Origin of the sequence: Streptococcus oralis, from assembly GCF_004127215.1 — a bacterium.
GTDB lineage: Bacteria > Bacillota > Bacilli > Lactobacillales > Streptococcaceae > Streptococcus > Streptococcus oralis_BD.
Window position 1 is genome coordinate 21,989 of record NZ_QEWJ01000004.1, and the last position, 23,512, is coordinate 45,500.

Sequence of the window (23,512 nt, forward strand, 5' to 3'; positions counted from 1 at the left end):
ATCAAATCAGGGGAGATTTTATGAGCCAGTATGCTTATATCTTAGTTCTTATCAGTCTTGTCGTTCTTTTTCTCATCAATAAATACGAAAAAGAAAAGCTTCAGAAACTCCTTCAGGAACAGCTTTTGAAAGACGAAACTTTCAAAGCAGATATCCACGAAAGAATCCAAACTACAGAGAATATCAATGATGTCATCGCCTACATCAACAAGAGCTATCGTTTGGGACTCATACTTTCCAAGGAAATTACTGATCAACTCAAATAATCAAAATCCGAGAAATCTTCTTCTCGGATTTTTCTCTTCTTCATGAAACTTATAATGAGCTATCAGGACTGATAATCAAGCCTTCTTTCTGAAATTTTCTAAATTTTTTCAAAATTTTCTTGCATTTTTCCTGACTTTCTTGTAGAATAGAGTTTATCTATTCAGATTATTCTGAAAATTCAAAAACGGGAGGTTTTTATGTCACAAGTTACTTCATCACACCAGTCTACCTGGACAAGCAAGCTGAAAGCGATGGGACCAGGGATTCTAATGGCTTCCGCTGCAGTCGGAGGTTCTCACATCGTATCCTCCACTCAAGCTGGCGGTTCTTATGGATGGTCTCTGCTTCTCTTGGTCATCTTAGCCAATGTTTTTAAATACCCATTTTTCCGTTTTGGTGCTGAATACACAGCAGATACTGGAAAGACCTTGGTTGAAGGCTATGCAGAAAAAGGCAAGCTCTATCTCTGGATTTTCTTTATTCTCAATGTCTTCTCTGCTATGGTCAATACAGCTGGGGTCGCTATCCTTTGCTCCGCCATCATCGCTAGCGCTTTTCCAATGATTGGTCTTAGCATCACTCAATGGTCTCTTATCCTTGTTGCGGTCATTTGGGCTATGCTGCTCTTTGGTGGCTACAAACTATTGGACGGTATGGCAAAATGGATCATGTCTGCCTTGACTATTGCGACCGTTCTTGCAGTTATTATTGCAGCAATTAAGCATCCAGAATACAGCTCTGATTTTGTCGAAAAGACACCTTGGCAAATGGCGGCACTCCCTTTTATCGTTTCCCTCCTAGGATGGATGCCTGCTCCTATTGAAATTTCAGCCATCAATTCACTCTGGTCTGCTGAAAAGAAAAAGACCGTCAACTTTAATACAGCGGACGCTCTTTTCGACTTTAACGTTGGTTACATTGGAACTGCTATCCTAGCTGTATTCTTCGTGGCACTAGGAGCACTTATTCAGTATCCTACAGGTCAAGCAGTTGAAGCCGCTTCAGCCAAGTACATTTCTCAATTCGTGGGCATGTACGCCTCTGTCCTTGGCGAATGGTCTCGATATTTGATTACCTTCATCGCTTTCCTCTGTATCTTTGGGACAGTCATCACCGTTATAGATGGCTACTCTCGTGTCAATCAGGAATCTCTTCGACTCTTGCTAAGTCAAAAAGAGGATAATCGTAAATCTTTGAACATCTGGATGACCATTACAGCTATCATCGGTATCGTCATCATCAAGTTCTTTGCTGGACAAGTTTCAATCATGCTCCGCTTTGCCATGATTGGATCTTTCCTGACAACACCATTCTTCGCTCTTTTGAACTATGTATTGGTGACGCGTGAAAATAAAAATCTTCCTTCCTGGCTAAAACTCCTCGCTATTGCAGGATTGATTTTTCTCTTTGGTTTTGCTATCTTCTTTATCTATGCACTTGCCATCGGAAAAGCAGGATAGTTTATAAAATGGCACCCTTATGGGGTGCTTTTTGCATACATAAAAAGCAGTTGAAAATCTCAACTGCCCTTCAGTACTGCTTTATTTTTCTGTCTCCAACTCATATAAGTCCGCGATAATCGCTGCGACCTTTTTAATATCTCCCAACATTCCTCGCATTTCAAAGTCAGCCAAAACTGGGAAACCAAAGCGCTGACTATACTGCTTGGCGGTCAGGCAGTATTGATTGTTAAAATTGCGATTCCCAGAACCCACTACCCCAAAACACTTACTAGCATTGTCTCCATAGGCGATAAAATCACCCACTGGAGTCGTTAAAATCTCAACATCGCCGTTATCGACACCATTTCCACCTTGCAGATAGGTTGGCAAGAAAGCGACATAGGGATGCTCCATTTCAAAGAATTCTTGACCTTCCTTGACCAAGTCCTTGATATGGATTTTTTGGACCTCAATCCCCTCATACTGGGACAAGAGATAATCCTTGAGCCGGGTTACAAAACTCTCTGTATTCCCGCTCAAACTGATATAGACTAAGGATATTTTTTTCATGATGACCTCGATTTTTATGTTTAAAATATTAAAAGAACTACCAAGATTGTAACTTGATAGTTCTCTTTTGTCAATACTTAGGCAACTTCCTCTGTTTCGGCTTCTTCAGCCAAATCTTTTTGTTGGCGCCACATCTTGTAAAAGACTAAGGCTAAAAAGAGGATATTGATGATGATGAACAAAATATTTGTTCCTTGTGCTAATGCTCCCATTCCTAAGCCGAGGGTAGTATCTTTGATTAATTGAACTGCATCTTGAACGTTCATATAGCTATAAACCAAACCAACAATAGCTAGTAGAACATAGCCAATATAAGCATAGTTTGCGAATTGCACATTTTTACGTACTAGGAACACAAAGGCTACTACAACTAGAATTGCTGATAAGACAATCAACAACGTATTAAAAATAGAGTGCGATGACGCTGTTACTTGGTAAGTATAATTGACTGTGTCTTCTAATTGCTGGGCAGTGAGCGTCCCGCTATTTGCCAGGCTAGCACGAAGAGCATCTTTACTCGGCAATGGACTCAAGATTCCAAATAATGACATAGATGAAATAAGGGCTGATAGGACTAACAAGACCCAAAGATAAATAGGATTCTTTTTCATGTTTTCCTCCATAAGATATTTTAAACATTATAGCATTTTTTGTACAGGAATACAACTTTTACAAGCTGGTTTCAACTTGTTTCCGATAAGCTTTCGGTGATTTTCCGCACAATTTACGGAAAACCTTGTAGAAATATCCAACATTACTGTAACCTACTGCATAGCAAATATCTTCAATACTATCACTGGTCGAAAGTAAGAGTTGCTGCGCTGCCTTAATTCGCTGTTTATTGAGCAATTCCGCAAAGGTTGAGTTGGTTTCCCTCTTGATCAGCTGACCGAGATAGACAGGATTGATAAAGAGATCCTTGCTAATATCCTTAAGTGAGAGTTCTTTCTGATAATCACGCCCAATCACCTCCAGAACGCTCACCACATTTTCATTCATGCGGTACTGGCCAAAGAACTTGATCAAGGTCTCTTTGATGTAGGCAACCAATTCTTCAAAGGAGTTAATGGCATGGATGGCTTTGACAATCTCGGTCATATCATCTGCTTTTAGGTGTTCAAACAAATGAAAGACATCCATGACAAACTGGGTGAAGAGCTGCTTCGTGATGGCCACGCGCGGAGTATTCTCCAAAACAACCTTCTCTAGCAAGGTTAATTCTTCGATGATTTGATTGATATTCCCTTGGATAATCACCCGATAAATCGGCTCGTAATAAGCAAACAAACTCTCGGATTTTTCTAGATTGACAGAACCGTAAAAGAGGGCTTTTTCTGCGTTGATTTTCCATTTTTCAAAGGCTTGTTGGTAGGGCGCTCCAAAAGACGTTACTACGATTCCATCTAGTGGCTGATCAGAGATAAAAATCTGCCAGTCTTGACCTAAAACATAGTAAGGAATAGTGAAAGACCCTTGTTTTTCCTTGGAAAGACCAATCCACCAGTTGTCTTTACCTGCTAAGAAGTTGACAAAGCCTTCTTCATCCAATTCTTGGCTGAGAATCTGGCTCTGCACTACCTTTTCCTGAAGTTGGCTCGCAATTTTTTCTAATAAATGACTCAACTCCACCTTATCCACTGGCTTGACAAGATAATCCACGACACTAAGATTCATTGCTTTTTTAACGTAGTCAAACTCCTGATAGCCAGACAGCAAGATATAATAGGTATCTGGAAGCAGCTCCTTCATTTCCTTAATCATCTCAAGTCCTGTTTTATCCGGCATGTTGACATCGGAAATGATTACATCTACTGGATTTTCCTTGACATAATCTAAAGCATCATCTGCGTGATTAGCTGTTGCGACGACTTGCATATCCCATTTTTCAAAGGGGATTAACCGCTTGAGCCCCTCTGTCACCATGTACTCATCGTCTACTAATAAAACTTTATACATTTCCCTTCCTTTCTATTCATTTTGAATAGTAATACGGTAACGAACACCTTCTTGTTCAGCTGACTCTACACTGATTTGGTAGCGATCTCCAAAATAGAGGACAAAGCGTTCGTGTACATTGATTATTCCAATTGATTGTCGCTCTCCGCTATAGCTTGCCTCGTGCTCAAAACTTCTCTGAGTTAGTTTTTCTTGCAAGCTAGCCAATTTCTCAGCAGTCATCCCGCGACCATTGTCTACCACTAGGATTTCAACGAATCCCTGGCCCTTCAAGGCTTTGATGCTGATTACATTATCTGTCCGACGGTGGTCAATACCGTGGGCAAAGTAATTTTCTACCAATGGTTGGAGCGTAAACTTGGGAATCTTCATATTTTCTAATTCTGGCGCGATCTTAAAGCCATAAGCAACAGACCTTGGATAGCGAACCATACAGAGATAGCTATATTTTCGGCAAAATTCCAACTCCTGCTTCAACGTTGTTTCCCGCTCGTCGGAGATATTATTGCGTAACAAACTACTAAATTCATAGATAATATCTGCTAGCTCATCTTGGCTTTCCATCACCGCATACATCCGCAAGAACTCCAAGGTATTATACATAAAATGCGGGTTAATCTGAGCTTGCAAGGCCCGCATATTGGCATCTTTTTGGCTCAATTCCAACTGATAAATATCGTGGATATTCTTTTCCAGTCGGTCCAACATATCATTGGTTGTTTCTGAGATGAGGAGCAATTCCTGGTCTTTCTCAGAAGTATCAATGCGAAGTCTCTCTTCTCCTTGAGCAATAACCTGAATAGACTCAACCAAATCCACCACCTGCTTTTGGTAATTGGAAAAGGTCTGCCTCAGAGTGGTATACAAGATAATGATAAAGAGAATGCTTAGTCCAATAATGATAGCCGAACTGGTCAACGTTCCCTTAAGAACAAAATCCTTAGGAACGGCTACACGAACTTGATAGCCATGGGAGGTAACTCCTACAAGCCAGTCCTCCCGCTCGGCAGATACTGTCTCCCCAATCTGAAACATCTCGGTCTCAAAAGGCGAGATTACCGTCACAGCCATTGGTGTGTGGCCACGGGTATTGTCAATAGCTCCACGTAAGACATCCGGAGATAAGGATATGTAAATCACTCCTAAATCCTTGTCAGAAACTGGATCGGATACAGGAATGGCAAAACTATTGGGAGCTGGTTTGAAATTTTCTGCTGGAATTTTCTCTCCACTTCGTTTTTCTCTAGTCGAAACAAAGACTTCTTTATAATCCTGAAGGACAATTGCCACACCCGTCACAAAGTCATTTCTTACATACAAATCGTCAATGTTTTCATACAAGGATACCGAGATATAGGGCGAGGCCTTGCGCTCTAATTGCCAATAAAAATAGTCTGGTGTACTGAGACTAAAGTACTTATAAATCCCTTCAATCCGAGCCTGATTTTCAACCAAAGCCTGGGCAATCTGAGTCGACTCTCTATGGTAATATTCAATCTCGCTCACTGTCCGAGTCGTCACACGTTGAGCTACTCGTTGGGCTTCTTTTTCACGGGAACTCCAGTCAGCATAGGAGAGCATGACCGCAAAACTTGCAATGATGGCAATCATCACCAAGGTATAGATGCGCAAGAGCGAATGGAGCCAGAACGGCTTCATTTTATTTTGTCGCCAATTTTTCATGGATACTTTCATATACGGGTTCCAACATATCACTGATAAAGAAATGCCACACACCAATTCCTACGAAAAAGAGGAGGGCAGGCATATAGTAACCAATTCCTACAAGCATGACCGTACCAAATAAAACCTTGGCAATTGCCGGCAAATTCATAAAAATCCCGATAAGAGCGAGTTTTACGGTATTTCGATAAGAGAGCTCATAGTGAACTTGGAGTTTCAATGAAACGGTATAAGCTAAAAAAACAAAGGCAACAACAAGGATATTGAGAAAGGTTGCCAAGAGATGGAAGATAGTTTGATGGGGCAATTGAACCAAAAGGTACAAACCATAAACTAAGACTAGATCTACAAGTACAAAACTATAGAAAGCGAGGTTGCTCTTGACAAAATTACTCTTATACAATTCCCAAGCTTCTTTCAAACTATAAGCTCGGTAAGTATAACCGTGCTCCGCATATAAACTCATAAGAGTTGCACTAGCTGGTGCCAAACCAAAGACTACACCTCCTGCTAGTGTGAATAACCAGAAAAAAGCCGTCGCAATCATTCCTAAAAAGAAACGATTAAAGACGAATTCTAGAAACTTTCCCATAATATCCTCCTTAAAACAACTATGTAACTATTATATCATATTTCAAACGTTTTCAAAAACATAGAGCATCCATTTACAATCCTCTAAAAGCGTGATACAATTGATTTTGACAGTTTTATATAAGGAGATTCTCATGAAGAAAAATATCTTAACTACCCTCTTAGCCGTCGTTCTCTACTTTCTCTGTCTAGGAATTGGAGTATTGCTTGGACACTTGGTGGATTCAACGGGCAATATGTTCTATGCGCCTGCCTTTTCTGCCCTTGTTGGAGGGAGCGTCTACATGTTTCTTTTGGCAAAGGTTCCTCGTTTTGGTGCGATTACCACTCTCGGACTCTTTATGGCACTATTTTTCCTGGCTAGTAAACACGGTGCCGGCGCCTTTCTCCCAGCTATCACTTGTGGTCTTGCAGCAGATGCTATTGCTCGCCTCGGTCACTATCAGGATAAGATTAAAAATCTTCTCTCCTTCCTCGTTTTTGCTTTCAGCACAAGTGGTCCCATCCTTCTCATGTGGATTAGTCCAGAATCCTACGAGGCAACTCTCCTCGCTCGTGGAAAATCCCAAGAATACATTGACCGTATCATGGTCGCTCCAGAGCTAGACAAAATTTTTCTCTTTGTCGCAAGCATTCTCCTTGGTGCTGTAATGGGTGCTGTTATTGGGCAATTTCTAAGTCAAAAAATAGCTGATAAACTATAAGATAAAAGCCCTGAAGACTAGCAATGCCTAGTTCCAGGGCCTTTTTGTATACAATCTTAAAATTCACTATAGATAAATTCTTGAATATTCGAAAAATCGGTCACAAAACAGTAAATCACGATGCTCAAGATGACCGTATAGAAAAATAGTGTCCACAAGATTAAACGATGTGTGTTAGTTAGCTTGGTTTGCAAATTTGTAAAGTTCTTTTTCAACTTCCATCCATCCTTTCACTCCAACGTGCATCACGTCAAATAAAAAGTAATCATCATACTCTCTGTTTCCATAGTTTAATACAGTTGCACCATGGCTTTTTGCGACATCTTCTATTTTTTTATAAGTTTTTTCTCGCATCTCTCTTGAAACTCCTGTGTAGTCGTTCCATTTCCCGTTTACTGGGAAAATAATAACCTCAACTTCAATGCCCAATTCTTTGGCAACTGTCAAGAAGAGTTCCATATCTGAATATTCTGGTGACTCCAGATAGCTCAAATCTTTATTAGAATCTTTCAGCGATGCGTAGCGGTCTTTTAAGTAAGTATTGTAGTAGTTATTATCAACAGCATAGTCATTATTGTCTGTTTTCTTTTTGACCTCTTCCACAAACTGAGCCGTCATTTTCTCCCAATCATAGTCTGGGATTTTGTCTCCTAGCGAAGGGTAATCTGATTTGGCATGTTTTTGATAAAAAGTCTGTTTGAGCTTAAAGGAATACATCGCCTTATCAAACTCTAATAGTTTTTTATCAACAATCGTTCCTTTTCCATCTATGAAATAACTTTTATATTTTTTGTAGATGTCATTTTGTTGCTTGTTCCCCTTGGTAATCTCAATAATGCGATTGATTATTTTTTCTTTCGTTTCTTTGCTAATCTTGTCATTATCTAGCATGTGAAAAATATGTTCCTGAGAAGCCTTATTCAAAAAGGCATCTTGATGAGTCCCATCTTTTTCAAACCACTGAACCGACTCTACTATAGCCACTTTTCGCTTACTCATAGATCCTTCAATAGAGCCCAAGGTCGTAGCCTGAATGATGTTTTGAGAATAACTGGTCCCAATCTGCATGATATTAAAATCGTTGTAGTTAAAAATTTTATTGGGATGATAGTCTTCATTTATCGTCGCAACCAACTCTGAGGAACCCATTAAAACCAGGGTATTGGGAGTGATATTGCTTGTTAAAATATCTCTACTTTTATACTTTTCATACGAGGTACTATAACGAATACTGTTATCCTTGACTTTATAATAATCATCAATCTTCTTGACATAGGTCACATTTAAAAGGGCAAGCGTCGCAATTACGAGCACAAGCGATAGTAAAAATGCTTTTAATTTAATCATCTCGTTTTATCCCATCCCTTCGATCCGTCCGATCTCTTTTCAATCTCTTATCTCTTTAAAATCGTAAGTAAGATTTTATAGAGTTCACCTGAAAAGATAAAGAAACCAATCATAACCAAATTCATGGTCACAAACCAACTTAGTAGCTTATACCAGTTTTTATTTTTATTTTTCTTATAAAAATTGCTTTTCTTTTGATATACTTCAAATCCAGCCATCAAGACACCATGATAAAAACCATAGACAATGTAGCTAACACTAAGACCATGCCAAAAACCCATGACCAACATATTGACCATATAGGCATAGGTTGCATTGTGTAGTCTATTTTTAAACCATTTTTTCCTGATGACCTGCATCAATACTCTTGAAAACACAAAATCTCTCAACCAAGTCGACAAGGTGATATGCCATCTGGTCCAGAAATCCTTGATATCAACACTCAAGAAAGGCTTGTTAAAGTTCATCGGTGTCTGAATACCTAGAATGTTACTACTTCCAACAGCCATTAAACTATAGCCTGCAAAGTCGAAGAATAGATATAAGGTATAGAGGTACATATATTTAATTGAGTAGACAACTGTACCCGTATTGCTTAGAGCGAGTAACATCTGGTAAACATAGGTTGACAAAACAACCTTATAAAGTAGACCTAAAACGATACGATAAACACCGTCCCCTGCCAACTCTAGATAGTCTTTACGAGGCATGACCTCGTTTATCTCTTTTAGAAATCTCCTGCTTCGATCAATCGGCCCTGCACTAACCGTAGGGAAAAAAAGTAAAAATTGCAGGTAGTCTTTTATGCTAATCTTTTCTTTGATCAAACCATCCGATATTTCTAGCATGATCTGAATGGTCTTAAAGGACATGTAGGAAATTCCAATAAAGGCCAACAAATGCAGAGAAGTCAGGGCAAAGACTTTATTAATCACTAAGGGAAGAATAGAAAGGAAAACCAGTGGTTTCAGCCGCTTTGCCTCTATCCTCTGTGCTAGAAAAACCAGAAAATACTGGTAAACGACAAAGGCAAGCAAATAGACCATCATCGCTCGACTCTTACCATAGATAGCTCCTGCAAATAAGAGGGAGAGCACCAAAATATAGTAGTCCTTACGTTTTTCAAAAAAGTTTACCACAAAACCAATCAGTAAAACTACAAACAAGAGAAGGAAAAACTCATTCCCCTCAAAATAATTCATACCAGCCAAACTCCTTTTTCATTTTCTCATCTTGCTTCAGAACTTATCTTTCTAGTTTTTTCCTATCCTATCACTAGAGAGAATTAGCTTTATCTATTATACCATAATTTAAAAACTTTAAATGCCCCTGTTGGCAGCTACCTAGAACAAAAAAGAGCCCTTCGGCTCTTTTTATTTATGACTTAATTTCTTGGTCAAGAAATCTCCCAAGAACTGGATCGTAAAGATAATCAAAATGATAATGATGGTTGCTAAAACTGTCACATCGTGATTGTAGCGGTTAAATCCATAAGCAATGGCTACGTTACCGATACCACCAGCCCCAACCGCTCCGGCCATAGCTGTTTCCCCAACAAGGGAAATCAAGGTCACAGTCGTCACACGGATCAAATCTGGAAGACCTTCTGATAGGTAAACACCCACGATATCCCAGAAAGTCGCTCCACTGGCCTGCGCTGCTTCAATGACACCACCATCCAGTTCAGCCAAGACGACCTGCACCTGACGGGCAAAGAAGGCAAAGACTGCAAAAGAAAGTGGAACAAGGGCTGCGTTTGGCCCAATGCTAGTCTTCACAATCAAGTGAGACAGTGGTGACAAGATAGCCAAAAGGATGATAAAGGGAACCGCACGGAAAATAGAGGTAATCTTGTCTAAAATCCAGAAGATAACCTTATTTTCCAAAACACCGCCTGGCGCTGTCAAGACGAGGAAAAGACCTGCCACTAGCCCCAAGAACCCTCCGATGATGAAGGAAAGAACTGTCATATAAAGAGTTAGGTAGATAGCCGTTCCCCAGCCAGCTTGACCTGCCCAGCCCATTTTATAGACATTTGGTAAATAGGTTTGAATAAACTCTGTCATTCTACTGTCCTCCCTTCAATACTTTTAACTGCACACCCGCTTGACGGATGGCTTCTTGAGCGCCTGCTAGCGCTGCTTTTTCACCAGACAGTACCACAACCAATTCTCCGACGGGAGTGCCATCAAGGATTTCAATATTTCCATAGAGAATATTAGCCGTTACTTGGTAATGTTTGTACAATTCATTCAAAAGTGGCTCGTCTGTTGAAGCACCTGCATACTTGAGTTGGACCAAAAGGCTGTTTTCTGACAAGTTTTCCACGATTTCTTGCTTCTCAATCTTAACCATGGCTTCTTCAATACCCGTAGCTGTTGAGATAAAGTCCTGAGTCAAAGGTTGTTTAGGATCCGAGAAGATTTCAAGGACACTGCCTTCTTCAATCAAACGGCCATCCTGCATGACTGCCACACGATTGGCGATATCTTTGACAATCTGCATTTCGTGTGTAATTAAGACAACGGTCAAGCCTAATTTTTGGTTCAAATCTTGCAACAAGGCCAAAATCTGCTTGGTTGTCTTAGGGTCAAGAGCAGACGTTGACTCATCTGAAATCAAGATTTTTGGATCATTGGCCAAGGCACGCGCAATGGCCACACGCTGTTTTTGCCCTCCCGATAGTTGAGAAGGGTAGTTTTCAGCACGATCTGCCAAGCCAACCAAGTCCAACAACTTAGCCACTTTAGCCTTCTTTTCTTCCTTGCTGAGTCCAGAGTGTTTGAGGGCAAAGGCCACATTTTCCTCTGCTGTTTTTTGACTCATCAGGTTGAAATGCTGGAAAATCATTCCGATGTCTTGACGTTTGCGACGCAACTGCTCTGCCGTCAAGGTCACCTTACCGTCAAAAATCACATCGTTATCAATGGTAATTTTACCTGCAGATGGTTTTTGCAAGAGGTTAATCACCCGCACAAGAGTGGATTTCCCTGCTCCAGAATATCCAACGATTCCGTAGATATCCCCTTCTTGGATGTGAATAGTCACATCCTTGACCGCTGTGATGGTTCTCTTCTTTTGGTGAAAGGTCACATCGATCTGATCTAACTTGATAATATCTCTACTCATAGCTTCTAATCAGCTCCTCTACTAATTCAATATGGGTGTAGTAATCGGCGATTCGCACATTTTCATCTCCACCGTGGTCTCGGCTATTGGCATTCCCTAGACCAAAGGCCACCATGGGTACCTTTAGGGCATCAAAGACCGTATGCATGGGACCTGTCCCAGCTGTGGTCGGCAAGACTGACACGCCCTCAGGATAGAATTTCTTGGCCAACTCGATCACATTGAGAATAGCTGGCGCACTCATATCGCTTCGATAGCTCATCTCCCCCAAGGTATAGTATAATTCTACCTTATCAAAGCCATTTTTGTCTAGCTGTTTCCGAATTTTTTCCAGAACATCATGCGGTTCTAAGCCAGGAACCAGACGAACCTCTAGCTTGGCACTAGCTTCTGCTGGCAAAATAGTCTTAACACCCTGACCTTGGTAACCAGACTGGATTCCTTCGATATTGAGAGCTGGTTCAAAAAAGAATCGTTTTAGAAAAGCAACGCGCTCCTCTTGTAAGAGAGGCAATTCCAAGCCGTAAATGCGACTGATTTCCTCTGGACTGCCTTGTGCATAGGTATCCACCAAGGCTAGTTCTCGTTCATTCGGCTCTTGGACATCCTCGTACAAGCCTTCGACCAAGATACGACCATCTGCAGCACGCAGGCTACTTAAAGCCTGGAGGAGATACCACGGAGCTGATTCCACGACACCACCATAACTCGAATGAATGTCCACATCCGCACTTTTCACCTTGGCATCAAAGGTCACGATTCCCTTGTTTCCACCAGAAATTTCTAACTGCTCCAAGGCATTTTTGGTTCCTTGCTCCCAAACTAGCAAATCTGCTCCACGAAGTTTGTCTGCGTGTTTCTCTAAATACTTATCTAAATCCATAGAAGCAGACTCCTCTGCCCCTTCCATGATAAAGCTGATATTGACTGGCAGGTCATCATGGTGCTGCATATACTTTCTCAGAGCACTCAAACGAGCCGTGATATGACCCTTGTCATCATCAACCCCACGCCCATACATAAATCCATTACGCACAGAAAGTGTAAAGGGATCCTCTGTCCAGATCTGATCTCCGTCCGCTGGTACAGTATCATAGTGGTTATAGAAGATCAAGGTCTTGGCATCTGGACGCGAACTCTTGAAATGCGCCATGACAAAAGGCGCCGTGTAGCTCTCATCAATCTCAACTTCAGCTCCCACACGCTTGAAAATCTCACCTAGATAGTTTGCGACTTCCTTGAGCCCGACCTGCTGGGCAAAGACTGATTTCTTGGAAATCAAGGTACGCAAAACTTCAAAATAATGCTGGGTGACATGATCCTTTTCAAATTTTTCAATCTGTTCTTGTTCGCTAGGAAAAACCATTTTTCTCTCACTTTCTACTGAGGACTTGTGTCTATGGACGGACTATAAGATCATCTTCTTCAAAACCAACAGTCTAGACAAAAGCAAGAGGTGGAAACTCTCTCCCACCTCCCTGTGTCTTATTACCAAACTGGTTGGTCCAAACCGTCTGATGTTTCTTCGATAACTTTTTTCACTTCATCAGTGTGGTAAGCTGCGATAATTTTCTTGATGGCATCCGCTTTAGGTGATGATTCCCAATCTTTTTTCGCAACGATGATGTTGTACCATTGTTTTGAGTTTTCATCAGCTTGTTCTTTGAAGAGTGCTTTCTTGTAGTCCAATTTTGCTTCTGTAACGAAGGTATTGTTTACAACGGCAGCGTCAACTGATGATAATGAACGAGCTGTTTGACTAGCATCCAATTCAGTAATCTTCAAGTTCTTTGGATTTTCTTTGATATTAGCAACTGTTGCAAGAGCAGTTCCAGAAACATCCAATTTGATCAAACCAGCTGATTGAAGCAAGTAAAGCGCACGGCTTTCGTTTGTTGCATCGTTTGGTACAGCAATTTCACCGTTATCTGGGATTTCTTCCACTTTAGTGTACTTGTTTTCTTCCCCATTTTTACCTGAGTAAAGGCGGATTGGTGAGATGTAGGTATCTGCAATCGCTACAAGATCTTTTCCGTTTTCTTTGTTCCAGTTGTTCAAGAAGTTATAGTGTTGGAAAGCGTTCAAGTCAACTTCACCATCAGCAGTTGCCTTGTTTGGCTGTGAATAGTCTGTGAACTCTGTGAATTCCAATTTAATGCCATCTTTTTTAACCAATTCTTGGATTTTATCCCAACGCGCTTCTTCAGAACCGCTACGGTTAACTGTTGCAATTTTGACAACTGTTTCATTGTCTGCTTTCTTTTCTGAATTTCCGCAAGCTGCAAGAGCCAAACCTGCGACTGTAGCAAGAGCTGCTACACCGAGCCATTTTTTAATTTTCATGATTCTATCTCCTTTAAAAATAATACCGTAATAGTATCTCATACTTTATTTGATTTCGCAAATTGTTATTAGATAGGCAGACATATAGTTTGAAACTATATACCTAAAAATTGAGAAATCATCCGCCCTTCTCAGACTGGATGATTTCATACGACTATTTAATATCAGCTTCTGCTGGGAGATAAGTGTCTCCAAAGAATTGTTTAGACAATTTTTCAAGAGTTCCATCTTTGTAGAGTTCTTGGATACGTTTGTCTACAAATGATTTCAACTCATCTTGACCTTTGGCAAGAAGTGGGTAAACATAAGGTTGTTGGTCGCTTGGAAGTTCGATGACTTTCAAGTTGTCCAAACCTTGGTTCTTGATAACTGTCTCTACACCGATTTTATCAAAAATCTTATAGTCAAACTGACCATCACTCAAACGTACCATGATTTGTTGGAAATCTGCCTTGGTGTAGTTAAGGATAGTTGGGTTATCTGCGTGTTGTTTGTTATATTCTTCCAACTGTTTGGCTGATGTAGTCGCTTGAACAATCTCTGTCGATTTTCCACCGATATCATCAAGAGACTTGATACTGTTGTCATCTTTCCTCACTACAAGGACATTAGGGTTTTGGGCAATTGGTGCTGCATAGAGGTATTTCTCCGCACGTTCTTTAGTATAACTAAGATTGTTGACAGCCATAGTGTAGCGGTCAGCGTCAAGTCCTGCAAAGACACCTGACCACTCTGTCTTTTCAAACTTGACTTCATACTTGTCAGAGTCTTTAAAGATGGCACGAACCACTTCAATCTCGTAACCAGTCAATTCACCATTTTCTTCATAGATAAATGGTTTTGGTGACCCGTTAGTCGCTACGACAATTTCTTTCTTACCAGGTGCTGCTGCTTCACTCGATGCAGTATCTTTCTTATCTCCACCTGAGCAAGCTGCTAGTACACCTGCGGCAACAAGTCCCAGAGCAGCAAGAGATGAATATTTGACGATTTTTTTCATGTCATTTCCTCCAAAATAGAATACTTTACTATCTTAACAGAAAAAAATTTTTTTCGCTATTATATGATATCTATCTCGGTGATAGTTTTTTTTTATGGCTGACTAAAAGACCAGACGCAAGACTGCAATCAAGACCACTCCAAAAAGAACTGTACCCACTAGATTGCGATAGCGAAAGGCTACCCAAGCCGTTGGAAAGACTGCCAAGAAGTCCAACCACTTGATCTGAGGAAGGCTCCCAACCTTGCCTGTCACTACGCTTGAAAGGATCAAAGCAAAGATAATGGAAACAGGCAAAAATTTCAAAAAACGCTCGACAATAGCTGGCAAACCCTTGTACTTGACCAAGATGAAAGGAATCATACGGGGAATCCAAGTCACCAAGCCAGAGAAAATAACTGCTAATAAAAGATACTTACTGACCATCTAAGATCACCCCCATAGTACAACCTAGCAAGGTCGCAAACAAAACAGCTAGTGATTGAGATACCACTGTCAAGAGCAAAAAGAAAGACACCGCAACAACTGCTAGGATCAGCAGCAGATTCCGTACAGGAACCCGTCTTTGCATAATCTGAAATTGCGAGGTAAAAATCCCGATAAACATCCCAACAAGGGCAAAGTCTAAGCCAAAGACTTCAGGATTTGGAAGAAGGCCACCTAAAGCCGTCCCCGCCACTGTCCCAATAAACCAGGCTACATAACTATTGAGATTGTTCCCGTGCATCCACATAGGATGGACCTTGTCTGTATGGGCTAATTCTTCCATCAAAACTCCGTAAGTCTCATCCGTCAAGAGACTAGACATACCGATATTTTGCCAGAGGCTAGTATGACGGAAATAGGTCGATGCATGCAAGCTCAGCAAAAAGAGACGCAAGTTGATCAAAAAGACCGTCATGGCAATGGCCGCCACAGGCGCTTGGACCGCAATCAATGCCAACATGGCAAACTGGGCACTCCCAGCATAAACAAAGAGACTCATCAGGCCCATCTCAACAGGTGTCACATGGGGAGCGCCGATAATCCCGCAAGCTAGACCGATACTAACATAGCCAAGGGCAGTCGGCATGGCAGCCTGAACACCTTCCCAAAATCCTTTTTCTTTCATCTCTCTCCTCTTATTTTCTTCGTTTGAGGCTGTTCATGGTCACAGCCACAGCAAGGAATATTATAACACATTCAAAGAAGAGAAAAAAGTTTAGAGTTTGAAACTAGTAGTTCGCAAACATTGTTAAAAAGCATTACTTGCTTATTGATACATAAGAAACTGATCCACTCGGATAGTGTACTTATCAACTTGGCTTTCAACATACCCATCTTCTGTCGGGTAAACATCGACCCAGAGTTCTTTCCTTTTCCCTTTCAGCTTGACTTTATAGCGATAGCCGTCATCATATAGTCCTACTGTATCAGTTGCCATGGATTGGTAATCTGGAAGAGCTTCAAGTTCTTTTTTTACAGTCTGGAATAAGTTAAAGAGCAATGCTTGCTGCTCAGCTTTTGAGGTAACGGGGAAATGAGCCGTCACTTCTTCCAAACGATGTGATTTTGAAAATGTGAATCTTGCTCGGCCAGTATAGCCTTTCAAAGTAATCTGTTCACAGTGATAGAAAAGGCGACCTGTTTTATAGAAATAAGGGTCTTCTGCACGCCAAGTATCGCGATAGGCCATTTCCTCTTCTTCCACCACTTGGCTAGCCTCTCCAAATACTTCTTCAAAGGATTTAACAGGCATACCGAAAGAAAGGGATTCAAACAAGACCAGTTGCGTCTTTTTAAAATTCTGGCAAGCTGATAAAAGCATGAGTAAAGCTCCAAGAGCAAGCAAACTACTGATTATTTTTGTAATTTTCATATATCTACTATACAAAAAAAGGCTAGGATTTGTCCAAGAATAAAGAGTCAACAATTAGCTGACTCTTTATTCCATGGTATCAAAGGCGAGACTTGGTTTGGCATTAAGCTCCAAGCCTGCGAAGTTTTCTTTGTTCCATTCGCTGACGCTGGCATAGGCAATCATACCTGCATTGTCTCCGCAAAGGCGCAGAGGCGGGATGATGACCTTGACATCTGTGATTTCGGCTGCTAGGCGTTCTCTGAGGCCTTTATTGGCTGCTACACCACCTGCGACAACAAGGGTTTTAACAGGGTATTTTTCTAAGGCTTTCTTGGTTTTAGCCATGAGAATATCCATAACTGCTGCTTGGAAGGAAGCACACAAATCCTCTGTAGGCAGACTTTCTCCCTTTTGCTCGGCATTGTGGTGAAGATTGATAAAGGCAGACTTCAAACCTGAGAATGAAAACTCCAGATTGTCTTCCTTAATCATGGCACGAGGAAAGTCATAAATATCCTGACCTTGATGGGCCAACTCGTCAATCTCGCGACCTGCTGGATAGGTCAAGCCCATGACACGGCCGACCTTGTCATAGGCCTCACCAACTGCGTCATCTCGTGTTTCCCCAACAATCTTGTAATCACCAGCCTCCGAAACATAGACCAACTCTGTGTGACCACCGCTGACCAAGAGGGCTAGCAAGGGGAACTCCAAAGTCTCCACACTCTGAGCTGCCATGAGGTGACCAGCCATGTGGTTAACGGGAATCAGCGGAAGGCCGTGAGCCCAAGCAAAGGCCTTGGCAGCTGATAAACCAACTAGTAAGGCTCCAACTAATCCTGGCCCATAGGTGACTGCAACAGCTGTCACGTCCTCTTCGGTAATTCCTGCTTCTGCCAGTGCCTCCTCGATACAGGCTGTAATAACCTCAACATGGTGACGACTGGCTACTTCTGGCACTACGCCTCCGAAACGCTTGTGACTCTCAATTTGACTAGCAATGACATTGGACAAGAGTTCATCGTCGTTTTTCAAGACTGCTACACTGGTCTCATCACAGGATGTTTCAAATGCTAAAATATATCTATCCTTCATCTACTTCTCTCTTCATGATAATGGCGTTCTCGACTGGGTCATGGTAGTAGGCCTTTCGCTCAGCGATAACCGCCATCTTTTTTTTCTTGTAAAATGCTTGCGCTCGGTGATTTGACTTTCTAACTTCGAGGAAAAGCTCCTTATCTGTCGGCAATTGAGCAAACAAGGCTGACGCAATTCCCTGACCCTGATAGGCGTTTTTGACAGCGATTTGTAGGACTTCTGCCTCAAAGAGATTCTCCTGAACGGCTAGAAATCCAATCACTTCTGCTCCATCATAAGCCAGAGCATACCAAGTCTGGTCTTGGGACAGGTCTGCTTGGATTTGCTCCAAAGTCCACGGGCTGACTGAGTAAACATCTGTCATGACTGCGTAGATAGCCTGAGCCAAGTCAGGCCGCTGTTGGATTCGTCTGATCTCTATCATAGGCGTTTAATGTAGGACTGGCCAGACTCGGTGTGGTTCTTGAGCCAGTTTTCCTCGGCTTCAACACGTTTGAGATAGTTGGGCACAAAGTCGTGTAAGGAGTCTGCTTCCTTGTCCCACGCCCAAAGAGCTAGATTAGCTGCATTTGGCAAGATTTCTTGGTAGTTAGCTTGTGGCAAGCATTCTTTTATTTGTTCCACAAAGGCACCAACTTCTCCGACAAAGGTTACCTGTTCAGCATCCTTGACCTGCTCTAACACTTCCGCAAAAGACAGGTGCGCTTCTGGCAAGACAGGTTGGGCATTTTCATAAAATCCTGCGTAAACATTGTTGCGACGTGCGTCCATAACAGGAACCACCAAGCCTTCTTGCTGAGTCGGCACCAAAGCCAAGAGGCTAGACATGCCAACCAACTCGATGTTCAGGGTATGAGCCAAGGTCTTGGCAGTTGCTACCGCAATTCGCAAACCAGTATAACTACCTGGCCCTTCCGCCACCACGATTCGGTCCAAATCCTTAGGCGTCCAATCCAGACTCGCCATCAAAAAATCAATGGCAGGCATGAGGGTGATGCTGTGGTTTTTCTTGATATTGATCGTGGTCTCGGCAAGAACTTGCTTGTCCTCTAAAATGGCTAGAGAAAGAGCCTTGCTGGACGTATCAAAAGCTAATACTTTCATAATACATTCCTATCTTTTGGTCTGCTTACTATTATACTACAAAAGCCGACGCATGGGAATTTTCTTTGCCCCAAACAAAAAAGACCTGCCAGTAAATGAGTAGCAAGGTGCAAAAAGTTTTTTAGATTTTCTTATTTTTTCGAATAGAATAAGTGAAGGATAAAAAGGAAGGCTTTTCGTAAGAAATTTGGATCAATTATGCTAGATAAAAGACACATTTTTAGAAGAGTAAATTTTATTCTCTTCATCTCTTACAGTTTGCTCATCATTTTCAATGATTTAAACATCATCGTTACACCCTTACCAGTTGATTCATCTGTTTGCATTGTTTTCTTTTTATGTTTTAACTCGATTATCGATGCGAGAGATCATCATCGTAAGAATTAAGATATCACCTGAAAATAGAAAAGTCCGCCCCTTTATCAAGATGGGGTGGATTTTCTCTATATTTAGATGAGTACTGGAGCTTAAGCATTTAAACCAAAGTAAAAAACAAACCAGACAACATAGGTGACAAGAAGGAGAAAAATTGAATAGAGTGTCACAAAAGCAAGCTTCCAAAGGAATTTTGTTTTGCGGTGTTCTAGATACGTAAAAATAAGATTTCCACCATATACACAGGCTGCAAAAACTATAAACATCAAGAGGCGAACCCCAATCGCAAATTCAAACAAACTAAACATTCTTGATCCTCCTTGTTTTAAAAGCTATAGGGAATATTCCCGTCCATGAACTTCCCTTTCTCTTTTCATTATAACACCTTATTGCTATCCGACCAAGCCCTACTCATCTTTTTGCTTCCTCTTTCCCTCAAGACTTTCTCATTTTCCGTCTTTTACTAATTTTTCATTTTATGGTATAATTGAAATAATTGTAACGAATCAAGGTCAATCTAGACACAAAATGGAATGAAATCAAGCAAATCTCTACTAAAAGTTTGGAATAAGCTGACCTGTAAATAGAAAGGAACTATATGATTTACAAAGTTTTTTATCAAGAAACAAAAGAACGTAGCCCACGTCGTGAAACAACACGCTCACTTTACCTAGACATCGATGCCAACTCAGAACTTGAGGGGCGTATCGCTGCTCGCCAACTTGTCGAAGAAAACCGCCCAGAGTACAACATCGAATTTATCGAACTCTTGTCTGACAAATTGCTAGATTACGAAAAAGAAACTGGCGCTTTCGAAATCACGGAGTTCTAATATGGCCTACACTCTTAAACCTGAAGAAGTCGGCGTTTTTGCCATCGGTGGTCTGGGAGAAATCGGGAAAAACACTTACGGAATTGAATACCAAGACGAGATTATCATCGTCGATGCTGGGATTAAATTCCCAGAAGATGACTTGCTGGGTATCGACTATGTCATTCCTGATTACTCTTACATCGTGGACAATATCGACCGCGTCAAGGCTGTCTTGATCACACACGGACACGAGGACCACATTGGTGGGATTCCTTTCCTGCTCAAGCAAGCAAATGTCCCTATCTACGCTGGACCACTTGCCTTAGCTTTGATCCGTGGAAAACTCGAAGAACACGGTCTCTTGCGCAACGCCAAACTTTACGAAATCAACCACAACACTGAGTTGACCTTTAAAAACCTCAAGGCAACTTTCTTTAGAACCACTCACTCCATTCCAGAGCCTTTGGGGATTGTCATTCATACTCCTCAAGGGAAAATCGTTTGTACGGGTGACTTTAAGTTTGACTTCACTCCAGTTGGAGAACCTGCAGACTTGCACCGGATGGCAGCCCTTGGTGAAGAAGGCGTGCTCTGCCTCCTCTCTGACTCGACAAATGCAGAAGTCCCAACCTTTACCAACTCTGAAAAAGTCGTTGGTCAGTCCATCATGAAGATCATTCAAGGTATTGAAGGACGCATCATCTTTGCATCCTTTGCTTCAAATATCTTCCGTCTCCAGCAAGCAACGGATGCTGCTGTTAAGACTGGACGCAAGATTGCTGTCTTTGGTCGTTCTATGGAAAAGGCCATTGTCAATGGGATCGAGCTTGGCTACATCAAAGCTCCTAAGGGAACCTTTATCGAGCCAAATGAAATCAAAGACTATCCTGCAGGCGAGGTTCTTATCCTCTGTACAGGTAGTCAAGGGGAGCCGATGGCAGCCCTCTCTCGTATCGCTAATGGAACTCATCGTCAGGTGCAACTCCAACCCGGCGATACCGTTATCTTCTCTTCAAGTCCAATCCCTGGAAATACGACTAGCGTCAACAAGCTGATTAACATCATTTCAGAAGCTGGTGTTGAAGTTATCCACGGTAAAATCAACAATATCCACACCTCTGGACACGGTGGTCAGCAAGAGCAAAAACTCATGCTCCGCTTGATCAAGCCCAAATACTTCATGCCTGTCCATGGTGAATACCGTATGCAGAAAGTCCATGCTGGACTAGCGGTGGATACTGGTGTCGAGAAGGACAACATCTTTATCATGAGCAATGGTGATGTGCTTGCCCTTACTGCTAACTCTGCTCGTATCGCAGGCCATTTCAACGCCCAAGACATCTATGTCGATGGAAATCGTATCGGTGAAATCGGTGCGGCTGTCCTCAAAGACCGTAGAGATCTATCTGAAGATGGTGTCGTTCTAGCAGTCGCAACTGTTGACTTCAAGTCTAAAATGATCTTGTCTGGGCCTGATATCCTCAGCCGCGGCTTTGTCTACATGAGAGAATCTGGAGACTTGATTCGCCAAAGCCAGCGCATCCTCTTCAATGCAATTCGTATCGCATTGAAAAATAAGGACGCCAGCATACAATCCGTCAATGGTGCTATTGTCAACGCCATTCGTCCTTTCCTCTATGAAAATACAGAACGTGAACCAATCATCATCCCGATGATCCTCACACCAGATGAAGAAGAATAAATCATCCCTCACCCATGAAGCACACCCCAAAAAGTAAGAGTAAAATCCAACTTTTGGGGTGTGCTTCATTATTGTGTGAGCTTTATTTAAGTAAAAATTCCTGAGGACTATCAGTTCCTCAGGAATTTGATGTGCTTATGCACCACATCTTCGTTATTCTAGTCTGTTATATTTTTTCTTTTATTTTTATAAAGTAGTTAACTGTAAGTTCTCAACTCGGTCCAAACATTTTTATTACTAAATGTCTTAATTCGTCCAGCTGGACGCCATTCATTAGTTCCTTGATATTTAACCTCTAATTTATAAATATTAACTGTAAAAGAAGCTTTCAAAACTATATAACCATATTTATAAGGTGGAACAAAATGAGTAGCTGCGCTTCCATAAGTAAAACCTATTCCATACTCAGAAGAAGAAAAACTTTGTCCTGATGATATTGACACACTAGCTCCTGAGCTCCCCCATAAACAGTATAAGAAACTCGTCCAGAAACCGCTGTATCACGGTAAGAGCTGAGGTATGTTCTACGGACACTACTCACTCCATAAGAACGGAATGAACTTGCATTAGAAGACGTTATATTTCTAGATTTTAAAAATTGTTCTCTAGTTTCTAAATTTTCAAACTCATAAATTACTCCAGTTTTATTTTCTTTTAATACCAACTCTGATATCACTTCAAAATCAGGACTTGGAATAGTATCTGCTTTGACGTCTAAAAATATTCCAAAAGTGAGCAAGCTAAACAACAATAAGAATATCAACTTAAGTTTGTTCCTATCCAATCTCCATTCTAACTAGAAAATCGAATACTAAAAATAAAACGATATTATTTTTTTAAACTCTTAAAAATCATAATCACCCCTACCGCCATTCCTAAAGATGGAACTGGACGCCACAACAAACTCCAAAATATAGATTGTATTTTTAACATTAGCTCGTCATCAGCTACATGGTAAGGATTTATATGGAAAAGCAAAAAAGAGCAACATATGACCAAAACACCACATAGAAATAAGATATCTGGATTTATTTTTCTAATTTTAATCAGCTCCTTCCACAATACTTTATTTTTTCAAAAAATGGGAACTTCTTATAGAGAGAAGTGTCTTTTTATTCGTGATAAGATGCAAAGACTAGGGTTAGTGTAACGATGTCGAAAACTAAAATCCACTCAAAGAATCTTAGGCGAGACAATCGTTTCAGCTACCAAGTAATAGGTACTAATCTCTGATCAACCTCCGCAACTACATTTGAAATTTGTATATATCTGCCAATTTTGAAAGTATAAAGTATAAACTAAAATACGAATAGTGTATTCAGCAAAACAACTACTGACAAACTCCTCCTTTCTAGTTTAGCTAAATTCTTTTGTTAACGCTTTCATTTTATCATAAAATAATTTTAATGTCAAATTTATTTATAAATATAGTTCTATAAATAATAATAAGTAACAGATTCTCCTATAGTCAATATTCCCCATCACTATCATTACTTTTACAACTATCAATCTCAAGTCAACATTTCTTCTATCAAAATTATATTTAC

Annotated in this window: 25 protein-coding genes; 5 read left to right on the forward strand and 20 right to left on the reverse strand. The window is 41.0% G+C overall.

Annotation, left to right across the window (positions count from 1 at the left end):
* Positions 1-20: 20 nt before the first annotated feature.
* The gene (locus DF216_RS04280; protein WP_061454133.1) at positions 21-266 is read left to right on the forward strand and encodes a hypothetical protein; all 246 of its coding nucleotides are present in this window, start codon (positions 21-23) and stop codon (positions 264-266) included.
* 198 nt (positions 267-464) lie between these two features.
* Positions 465-1,727 (forward strand): NRAMP family divalent metal transporter, encoded by a 1,263-nt coding sequence (locus DF216_RS04285; RefSeq protein WP_125827689.1) that lies wholly within the window; start codon positions 465-467, stop codon positions 1,725-1,727.
* 81 nt (positions 1,728-1,808) lie between these two features.
* Here the strand turns inward: DF216_RS04285 and nrdI are convergent, their stop codons facing one another.
* From nrdI to DF216_RS04310, 5 genes are all read right to left on the reverse strand, one after another.
* Entirely contained in the window at positions 1,809-2,279 is a 471-nt protein-coding gene (nrdI, locus tag DF216_RS04290; RefSeq protein ID WP_061454135.1) for a class Ib ribonucleoside-diphosphate reductase assembly flavoprotein NrdI, read from the reverse strand.
* Positions 2,280-2,356: 77 nt separating this feature from the next.
* Positions 2,357-2,890 carry an ABC transporter permease gene (locus DF216_RS04295; RefSeq protein ID WP_061454136.1) on the reverse strand — a complete coding sequence of 178 codons (534 nt, stop codon included), beginning with the start codon at positions 2,888-2,890 and terminating at the stop codon, positions 2,357-2,359.
* A gap of 58 nt (positions 2,891-2,948) precedes the next feature.
* Positions 2,949-4,235 carry a response regulator transcription factor gene (locus tag DF216_RS04300; protein ID WP_061454137.1) on the reverse strand — a complete coding sequence of 429 codons (1,287 nt, stop codon included), beginning with the start codon at positions 4,233-4,235 and terminating at the stop codon, positions 2,949-2,951.
* A 12-nt stretch (positions 4,236-4,247) separates the two neighbouring features.
* Positions 4,248-5,918 carry a sensor histidine kinase gene (locus DF216_RS04305; RefSeq protein ID WP_129326079.1) on the reverse strand — a complete coding sequence of 557 codons (1,671 nt, stop codon included), beginning with the start codon at positions 5,916-5,918 and terminating at the stop codon, positions 4,248-4,250.
* A complete protein-coding gene (locus tag DF216_RS04310; RefSeq protein ID WP_061454138.1) occupies positions 5,896-6,510 on the reverse strand; it encodes a YesL family protein in 615 nt (204 codons plus the stop codon). The genes DF216_RS04305 and DF216_RS04310 overlap by 23 nt, the downstream gene beginning before the upstream one ends.
* A 133-nt stretch (positions 6,511-6,643) precedes the next feature.
* Between DF216_RS04310 and DF216_RS04315 the strand changes: the two genes are divergently transcribed.
* Positions 6,644-7,213, forward strand: coding sequence for an MptD family putative ECF transporter S component (locus DF216_RS04315; protein WP_129326080.1), 570 nt, complete (start codon positions 6,644-6,646; stop codon positions 7,211-7,213).
* 174 nt (positions 7,214-7,387) lie between these two features.
* Here the strand turns inward: DF216_RS04315 and dltD are convergent, their stop codons facing one another.
* The 14 genes from dltD to DF216_RS04390 all read right to left on the reverse strand — a co-directional run bounded on the left by dltD (position 7,388) and on the right by DF216_RS04390 (position 19,757).
* A complete protein-coding gene (gene dltD / locus DF216_RS04320; RefSeq protein ID WP_129326081.1) occupies positions 7,388-8,560 on the reverse strand; it encodes a D-alanyl-lipoteichoic acid biosynthesis protein DltD in 1,173 nt (390 codons plus the stop codon).
* A 47-nt stretch (positions 8,561-8,607) separates the two neighbouring features.
* The gene (gene dltB, locus DF216_RS04325; protein WP_129326082.1) at positions 8,608-9,762 is read right to left on the reverse strand and encodes a D-alanyl-lipoteichoic acid biosynthesis protein DltB; all 1,155 of its coding nucleotides are present in this window, start codon (positions 9,760-9,762) and stop codon (positions 8,608-8,610) included.
* Positions 9,763-9,933: 171 nt separating this feature from the next.
* Positions 9,934-10,626, reverse strand: a complete 693-nt coding sequence (locus DF216_RS04330) for a methionine ABC transporter permease (RefSeq protein ID WP_129326083.1) — start codon at positions 10,624-10,626, stop codon at positions 9,934-9,936.
* 1 nt (position 10,627) lies between these two features.
* Entirely contained in the window at positions 10,628-11,689 is a 1,062-nt protein-coding gene (locus tag DF216_RS04335) for a methionine ABC transporter ATP-binding protein (RefSeq protein ID WP_129326084.1), read from the reverse strand.
* Positions 11,682-13,055 (reverse strand): M20 family metallopeptidase, encoded by a 1,374-nt coding sequence (locus DF216_RS04340; RefSeq protein WP_129326085.1) that lies wholly within the window; start codon positions 13,053-13,055, stop codon positions 11,682-11,684. The genes DF216_RS04335 and DF216_RS04340 overlap by 8 nt, the downstream gene beginning before the upstream one ends.
* 122 nt (positions 13,056-13,177) lie before the next feature.
* On the reverse strand, positions 13,178-14,032 hold the full coding sequence (locus DF216_RS04345; protein WP_084972125.1) for a MetQ/NlpA family ABC transporter substrate-binding protein: 855 nt from the start codon (positions 14,030-14,032) through the stop codon (positions 13,178-13,180).
* Positions 14,033-14,186: 154 nt separating this feature from the next.
* Positions 14,187-15,032, reverse strand: coding sequence for an amino acid ABC transporter substrate-binding protein (locus DF216_RS04350; protein ID WP_125827678.1), 846 nt, complete (start codon positions 15,030-15,032; stop codon positions 14,187-14,189).
* Positions 15,033-15,134: 102 nt separating this feature from the next.
* Positions 15,135-15,458 carry an AzlD domain-containing protein gene (locus DF216_RS04355; protein ID WP_000253936.1) on the reverse strand — a complete coding sequence of 108 codons (324 nt, stop codon included), beginning with the start codon at positions 15,456-15,458 and terminating at the stop codon, positions 15,135-15,137.
* Positions 15,448-16,143: an AzlC family ABC transporter permease gene (locus DF216_RS04360; protein WP_129326086.1), complete on the reverse strand. Its 696-nt coding sequence runs from the start codon at positions 16,141-16,143 to the stop codon at positions 15,448-15,450. Before DF216_RS04360 ends, DF216_RS04355 begins: the two co-directional genes overlap by 11 nt.
* A gap of 141 nt (positions 16,144-16,284) precedes the next feature.
* Positions 16,285-16,890, reverse strand: a complete 606-nt coding sequence (locus DF216_RS04365; protein ID WP_125827677.1) for a hypothetical protein — start codon at positions 16,888-16,890, stop codon at positions 16,285-16,287.
* 66 nt (positions 16,891-16,956) lie between these two features.
* A complete protein-coding gene (tsaD, locus tag DF216_RS04370; protein WP_129326087.1) occupies positions 16,957-17,967 on the reverse strand; it encodes a tRNA (adenosine(37)-N6)-threonylcarbamoyltransferase complex transferase subunit TsaD in 1,011 nt (336 codons plus the stop codon).
* Entirely contained in the window at positions 17,957-18,394 is a 438-nt protein-coding gene (rimI, locus tag DF216_RS04375) for a ribosomal protein S18-alanine N-acetyltransferase (RefSeq protein ID WP_129326088.1), read from the reverse strand. The genes tsaD and rimI overlap by 11 nt, the downstream gene beginning before the upstream one ends.
* Complete coding sequence (gene tsaB, locus DF216_RS04380; RefSeq protein WP_129326089.1) at positions 18,391-19,074, reverse strand: tRNA (adenosine(37)-N6)-threonylcarbamoyltransferase complex dimerization subunit type 1 TsaB; 684 nt, start codon at positions 19,072-19,074, stop codon at positions 18,391-18,393. Before tsaB ends, rimI begins: the two co-directional genes overlap by 4 nt.
* Positions 19,075-19,541: 467 nt before the next feature.
* Positions 19,542-19,757, reverse strand: coding sequence for a hypothetical protein (locus DF216_RS04390; RefSeq protein ID WP_129326091.1), 216 nt, complete (start codon positions 19,755-19,757; stop codon positions 19,542-19,544).
* Between the two features lie 290 nt (positions 19,758-20,047).
* Between DF216_RS04390 and DF216_RS04395 the strand changes: the two genes are divergently transcribed.
* Both DF216_RS04395 and rnjA read left to right on the forward strand, forming a co-directional pair.
* Complete coding sequence (locus DF216_RS04395; protein WP_000639581.1) at positions 20,048-20,281, forward strand: DNA-dependent RNA polymerase subunit epsilon; 234 nt, start codon at positions 20,048-20,050, stop codon at positions 20,279-20,281.
* Between the two features lies 1 nt (position 20,282).
* Positions 20,283-21,965 (forward strand): ribonuclease J1, encoded by a 1,683-nt coding sequence (rnjA, locus tag DF216_RS04400; RefSeq protein WP_000331969.1) that lies wholly within the window; start codon positions 20,283-20,285, stop codon positions 21,963-21,965.
* A gap of 197 nt (positions 21,966-22,162) precedes the next feature.
* On the opposite strand, the gene DF216_RS04405 is transcribed toward rnjA, so the two are convergent.
* Positions 22,163-22,408: a hypothetical protein gene (locus DF216_RS04405; RefSeq protein ID WP_129326092.1), complete on the reverse strand. Its 246-nt coding sequence runs from the start codon at positions 22,406-22,408 to the stop codon at positions 22,163-22,165.
* Between the last annotated feature and the right edge of the window lie 1,104 nt (positions 22,409-23,512).